Raw genomic sequence first — 7,032 nt, forward strand, 5'->3', positions numbered from 1 at the left:
AATGAAACCAACAATGAAAAAATGGCTGACCGGACTTTTGTCTGCGGCCCTGTTAGCTGGAAATCTTCCGGTGTATGCGTTAAACACGGCTTATGCCGCAGAAGAGGATGGATTTTTTACAGATGAGACGGATTCTTTTGAGGGTGGTTCCCAGAAATCCGAAGACACACAAAGTGAGGATTCTTTTGCAAGCGTTTCTGAATTTACCGGGTTTACCTCCGGGGAAGCAGAAGAAGATTTTTCAGGAGAAGAGGACTTTGAAGCCTCTGATTCCCAGGAGGGATTTGAAGGGGAGACAGATCCTATCATCATGCCAGAAACCGATGCGCAGGATGAGGGTGGCTACCTTCAGAACTTGACCTTATATACCAGCCAGAGCGGTGCTTCTACCGTAGGATTAAAGCGTATGTCTGATCTTGACGCAGAGTTTGGCGGCAAGGTTTATGTGGCAGAATATGGTTCCAACATGGATTCCGCATCCTTCTGGATCACAGCGGATCTGGCAGGGAATGCACCGGAGGGATCCGTCCTTCAGCTGGAAACCACGGGACTGGACGGAGAAAAACAGAATGCGGAAATGTCAAAAAGCGGATACACAGATGGTATCCGTTACAATATAGCTGCCTCCGTTTTTGCAGCCGGAGAAAATGGCTCCAAAAGAGCACTTTATACTATCACCGCAGGAACAGAAGGGGACAAGCAGGTTTACCAGATCCTGGTAGAACGCCGTCTTGACCTTTCCGATCTCAAGGCCTGCCTGCCGGATGACAAGGACCTGGCAAAAAATATCCTTCCGAAATTTGACACCACAGGAACTACAAGGGACTACGAGGCAACGGTAGTAGTTTCTACTGCTTCTTTACAGGTGGTTCCAAAAGCGTTTTCCGGCAACTGGTATCAGCTTGCCATTTCCAGTGAAAATGTAACCACAGGCGAAGTAAAAGAGGTTCCGTTTTCTTCTACAGATACGGCTGTGAGCGTTCCACTGGCAGACACCGGTGATACCAAAGTGACGCTCTCCATGTCAGAGGCAAACACCTATGCGGATCCTGCCCTGGCAGAAAAGACTTATACCTCCACAGGAACCTACACCATCCTGGTGCATAAAAGCACAAGTGACAAAGTAAGTTTCCAGGTAACCCCGGAGGATGCGGTCATCAGCGTATATGACAAGGATGGTGAGCGCCTTACCCCTTCCGCCGATTCCCTGATGATTTATGAGAATATCCTCCAGGGAGAAGCTTATACCTGGAACATCTCCAAGTATGGCTATATTTCTAAACAGGGCAGCTTTACCGGAGGCGAGGTTTCCGATATTACCGCAGAACTGGTAAAACAGGATGCCACGCAGCCGGAGATCACGGACAATGACTGGATCAATTTCCGAAATAGTGATACGAATAACGGCATTACCGGAAGCAGTACCCCGACCAGTGCGGATTCCACCCTGTTAAAATGGAACACAAGGATCGGAGTGGGCTGGGAGGCTGCCATCACACCACCACTGATCCTGGGCGGAGCAGTTTATGTAGCGTCTGGACAGTTTATCTATAAGCTGGATAAAAACACAGGGGAAATCCTTCAGACCAGCGAACAGCTCTCTGGAAACATGCAGTATGCCATGATTCCCCTTACCTATGCAGAGGGAATGCTGTTTGCACAGATCGGAGGCGGTCAGATCCAGGCAGTCAGTGCCACTTCCTTAAAGTCCTTATGGATCAGTGAGTCCCTGGGTGGTCAGACACTTTCCCCGATCACGTATAAGGATGGATATATTTACACGGGAACCTGGAACTCCGAGACTACAGCAGGCTCTTATTTCTGTCTGTCTGTTACAGACGAGGATCCATTCACAGGAACAGAAATTAAACACTGCACCTGGAAATACAACCATAAGGGCGGCTTTTACTGGGCTGGTTCCTATGCCTCATCCGATTACCTGGTATTTGGTTCCGACGACGGTTTTTCAGAAGGAACAGATACCAATTCCGCCATTTTATATTCTGTGAACACTCACACCGGACTGCTCCTGGACAAGATGACAAGCCATGGGGATATCCGTTCCACTATTGTTTATAACAATGGTTATGTATATTTCACCACCAAAGGCGGGTATCTGTACCGTGTGCAGATGAATGCAGACGGCACCTTTGGAAGCACCAGCAGCTATAACCTTGGCGGCATGGCAACCGCTTCCCCGGTTGTTTATAAGGGAAGGATCTATGTAGGTGTCTGCGGAAACGGTGGCCAGTTCAATTCCGATGGTGGTCACCATTTTGCAGTCTTAAATGAAACCGCTTCCGGGATTTCCCTGGCATACAACGTATCCATTCCAGGCTATCCCCAGGCAGCGCCTCTTCTGTCCACGGCCTACGAAAACCAGGATTATAATGGAGATGGACAGGCAGATGGAAGAGTCTATCTGTACTTTACCTACAATGCAAAACCAGGCGGTATTTATATGTTATCCGATGAACCGGGACAGACTTCCGGAACAGCCGTAGAGCTTTTCCGTCCGGCAAGTGACCAGCAGGAATACTGTATCAGTACCATCTGCGCAGACCGGGAAGGCACCCTTTATTACAAAAATGATTCCAATTACTTGATGGCTCTGGAAACCAACGGGGCCTATTTAAACAGCGTGACAGCCACGGCAGATACTGGAAAAGTGACCTGGCCTTCTGCCTTCCGAAAGGATACCTTAAAATATAACTTAACGGTAGCGGAGAATGCCAGCAAGGTAACCTTTGCTTTGAAAGCACCGGAAGGCTGTACCATAACCGTAAATGGACAGGCGTATGCAGGAAGCTTTGTGGCGGATGTAAGCAGCGGCTCCACAGATATAAAGGTAACCGTAAGCGGCCAGGGAAAGAGCCGGGAATATACCTTCCACATTTCCCAGGATATTTCTACGCCGGTTTTGGCGAACATGACGCTTAGCACCAGCAATACCTACTCCAATACGGCAAACCGGATTTCATTGTCCCCGGAATTTAGCAGCGTGACAACCAGCTACCGGGCAATCTATAAAGAGAGCAGGGAGTTTTTAAATATCTTTGCAGAACCGGCAGACAGCAGCGCATCCGTCACCGCTGTGGGAATCCGCGGTACCAGCAAGGTAACGGTACTTGGAAAAGTAACTGGAAGTGGCGCAGCACACAGAATTGCCATGTATTTTGATAAGACCAATCCAGATGCGGAAGCAGAGGTAAAGGTTACCGTTACCACAAAGTCCGGAAAGACAACCGATTATACCATTGTGGTACAGCGTACCGATACCCCATCCCCGACACCAACCGTAACTCCGGTTCCAGCTACCCCGACACCCGTTCCGCCGACTCCGACACCAACGGAAGTCCCGGAGGTATTTGGTCCCTGGACAACCGTATCGGCAGCAACCGTATTTGCCCCGGAAACCCAGAAGCGCACCAGCAACAAGGGAAAAACGGAAACCCGTACAGTGGGAAGTAAACTTACCCCCACCATCAAGGTAACGGCCTCTAGCATTAAGCTGAAGGTAAAACAGTCTACCACAAAAGTGAAGGTAACCGGTCTGGCAAATGGGGATTCCATCAAGAGCTGGACTACCAGCAATAAGAAGATCGTAACAGTGACCAGAAAAGGTACCATAAAAGGCTTAAAGGCTGGAAAAGCAAAAGTCACCATCACCCTGGCGAGCGGTAAAAAACAGGTGATTAATGTGACTGTTCAAAAGACGGCGGTGAAGACAACCAAGATCACAGGCATTGCGTCTAAGGCAACCTTGAAAAAAGGCAAGAAGCTGACCTTAAAGCCAGTCATCAGCCCGATCACCTCCCTGCAGAAGGTAACCTATACCACTTCCAATAAGAAGGTGGCAACCGTTACGAAAAAGGGTGTGATAAAAGCCAAGAAAAAAGGAACTGCCACCATTACGGTAAAATCAGGTTCCAAATCGAAAAAAATTAAGATCACAGTAAAATAAAAAGTGGAACAGGCAGCAAGGCCTTGCGGGGCTTCTGCCTGTTCTGCCATTTAAAAGAGGCAGGAGTAGCTTCGTAAAAAAGTGAGGAAAAAAATGATATATATTAGCCATTTAGTTTTAGATGATGACATGAAAGCATTGGTAAAAGAGTACGGAACCGGGATCGAAAGCATTGATTTTTCCATTTCGGATAATCTGGATCAGCTTTCGAATTCAATCAAAACGTACTGGGAGAAGATGAAAGAGATAGGGACCAGGGATCTGATTCTTCATGGCCCATTTCTGGATGTGAACCCCTGTGCATACGACAGCCTGGTGCGGGAAGCCACCATGACAAGATTCAACCAGTGCTATGAGGCGGGGCTTCAACTTGGAGCTAAGAAGATTGTCTTTCACTCTGGCATGAACCCGTATGTTTATTACAAAGAATACTGGGCGGAGCATGTCGCCAAATTCTGGAAGGAATTTATGAAAAACAAAACAGAACTTGAAATCGTGCTGGAAAATGTATTTGATGATGACTGGCGGCTTCTTTTGGATGTTTATAAGAAGGTGAACCAGCCGAACTTCAAGCTGTGTCTGGATATCGGGCACGCACACTGTTATTCTTCCCTGGATGTCAGGGAGTGGGCGAAAAATCTGGCTCCCTATGTAAGCCATGTCCATATCCACGACAACTGCGGAGACCGGGATTCCCACATCGGACTTGGAAGCGGAAACCTTCCCTGGCAGGAAGTGCTTGGCTATCTGCCAGAAACAAAAGAACGCACCTGGACCATTGAGTGCATGCAAAAAGAAGATATAAAAAGATGCCTTGACAGCCTGGCTGAAAAATAAGTTGTGGAACAGCACTATTGATAAATTGCTTTATATCGTCAGGAGAATATGGAAATTATGATGAGATGAGGGATAAGCCCCCGATAGTATGGATCTTTGGAACTATGCTGCCGGGGGGCTTTTGATTTACGGCTACTTATAAAACGCCAAGACACAGATTATAAACGGATCCTGTTTGTGTGCCAAATTAGGGCTGGAGGTTTTGAGAATAAAATAAATTATTTTTAGCAAGGATGCAACGGATACCGAAATTTTACGTGATATATAGTGAAAAAGGAATAACGAAACTTTGAAGGGAGGGCTCTAAAAATTTTTATTTACAACTTATAGGGAAAAATTTAAGAAAACGAGGTAAAAAGGATGAGTGGATTAAAAAAGTGGATGGCAATTATTATGACAAGTGTTACAATTATGGGAAATATGGCAGGGCAGGGTATCTCTGTAATGGGTGCGGAAAATGAAGCGCAGGAAGTAATTTCCAGTGGAAACATTTATGTAACAGAAACTGGTGCTAAGGAAAGAATTGTCAGAGTAAATGAAGATGGATCTTTTGTAACAGAACCAATTGAAGCGATTTCTTCCTATGCGACAAATGCGCCATGTGAACATCCGGCGAGATATTTAGAAGCTGTTGGTAAAAAGACAGATTTTCGAACAGTTGGAACAGCTGGAATCTGTTACAAAGAACGGCTGATTATCTCAAACAAATGTAATAAATGCCATCGTAGGGGGATAAAAACTTACACTCCATGGACATATTGCAGTAAACATAGTTATCCGTTTTTGAAGAAGACCTGTAGTATTTGTGGATATAAAAAATAATCACGGTTAAGAGAAAGGAGCAGCATGATGAAACGAAAAAAGTTTTGGATTGGAGCGGCAGCGTGTATGCTGATTGGAACAGCTTCAGTGGCTGCCAGTTCTGGAGTTGAATTACATGAATTTTTCAATGCAAATGGAGAGAGGGTAATGTACCCGCTGGCTACATTTGACGAAAATCCGGATTTAAGCACCAGTGGACCACAGGATCAGGCATCAGTAGGGCAGATTATTGAAACAGAAGACGGAAAAGAAATAGTTATTGCGGTAGATGGTCAGGGAGCTTATGTGACAGAAGTAATTGACCAGTAAATGGAAATGCAGAAAAGGAATTAGGAACGAAATATATTTTATTTCCTTTTCTGCAAAAAAAATAAAAAAATTACATTTTTCATGCGACCAATTGAAATAAAATACGTGATATAAGGTGAAAAGGGAGAACAGCGCAGGATGGATGATGCACAGATTATTAATTTATATTTTGCCAGAGATGAAAATGCAATTGTAGAGACCAAAAATAAATATCAAAATATGTGTTACATAGTTGCACACAATATTTTATACAGCAGGGAGGATTCTGAAGAGTGTGTAAATGATACATGGCTTTTTACCTGGAACAGCATTCCTCCGAGAAGACCATCTATTTTGTCTTCCTTTGTTTCAAAAATAACAAGAAATACAGCAATCGACCGTTATCGTAAAAGAAATGCGCAGAAACGGATGGATTCACATATGGAAGATATTGCTGGGGAAGTGGAAAAAATTGGAAGTGCAATTTCTTCTGATATTGAAATCTATTTAAAAAAGAAAGAACTTGTAAAACTATTTGACCACTTTTTATCAACGCTTTCGGAACGTGACCGGGATATTTTTATTAGACGCTACTGGTATATGGATCCCATAAAAGCGATAGCAGACCGACATGCTTGTGGGGAAAGTAAGATCAAGTCAGTTTTGGCTCGCAGCAGGAAAAAACTTTATCGTTTATTAAAGGAGGCTGGCTATGAGGGATAATAAAGGCTGGGATTTTTTAACGGTATTTGAGGATATAGATGAGAAATACATTTATCAGGCGGCGAAACCGTGGAAAGAAACTAAAATCGTAAGAGTCAAGCACTACATACGGGTAGCAGCGGCTTGTATCATATTAGTATCTGCTATTGGTGGTGGTCTTACACATCAGAATGAGGTAAAAGCAGCCTGGTATAAAATGACTTCTCTTATTGGTCGGATTTTGGGAATTGAGAAGGAAACAGATGAATATGTGAAAACAATTCAAAAGACAATCGAAAAAAATGGGATTGCGGTTTCGTTAGAGGAAGTTGCAGCGGATGCAAAAAGCCTTTGGATTGCATATTCCCTGACGGATGTAAATGGCGAAAATGACATTTCCATGAGCAGCGTTCAGACTG

General features: G+C 44.7%; 6 protein-coding genes. All 6 read left to right on the plus strand.

All coding sequences use genetic code 11. The features are described 5' to 3' along the window. Nucleotide 1: 1 nt before the first annotated feature. Entirely contained in the window at nucleotides 2-3,964 is a 3,963-nt protein-coding gene (locus tag PGQ38_RS14090) for a cadherin-like beta sandwich domain-containing protein (protein WP_270432278.1), read from the plus strand. A gap of 93 nt (nucleotides 3,965-4,057) precedes the next feature. Continuing rightward, nucleotides 4,058-4,801: a sugar phosphate isomerase/epimerase family protein gene (locus tag PGQ38_RS14095; protein ID WP_270432280.1), complete on the plus strand. Its 744-nt coding sequence runs from the start codon at nucleotides 4,058-4,060 to the stop codon at nucleotides 4,799-4,801. Between the two features lie 360 nt (nucleotides 4,802-5,161). After that, a complete protein-coding gene (locus PGQ38_RS14100) occupies nucleotides 5,162-5,623 on the plus strand; it encodes a hypothetical protein (RefSeq protein WP_195700016.1) in 462 nt (153 codons plus the stop codon). A 24-nt stretch (nucleotides 5,624-5,647) separates the two neighbouring features. After that, nucleotides 5,648-5,932: a hypothetical protein gene (locus PGQ38_RS14105; RefSeq protein WP_270432283.1), complete on the plus strand. Its 285-nt coding sequence runs from the start codon at nucleotides 5,648-5,650 to the stop codon at nucleotides 5,930-5,932. A 138-nt stretch (nucleotides 5,933-6,070) separates the two neighbouring features. Next, on the plus strand, nucleotides 6,071-6,634 hold the full coding sequence (locus PGQ38_RS14110) for an RNA polymerase sigma factor (protein ID WP_270432285.1): 564 nt from the start codon (nucleotides 6,071-6,073) through the stop codon (nucleotides 6,632-6,634). Next, nucleotides 6,624-7,032 (plus strand): DUF4179 domain-containing protein (locus tag PGQ38_RS14115; RefSeq protein ID WP_270432287.1); only part of this gene is annotated, 409 nt, incomplete at its 3' end. The genes PGQ38_RS14110 and PGQ38_RS14115, both read left to right, overlap by 11 nt.

Source organism: Blautia faecis, from assembly GCF_027662325.1.
GTDB lineage: Bacteria > Bacillota > Clostridia > Lachnospirales > Lachnospiraceae > Blautia_A > Blautia_A faecis.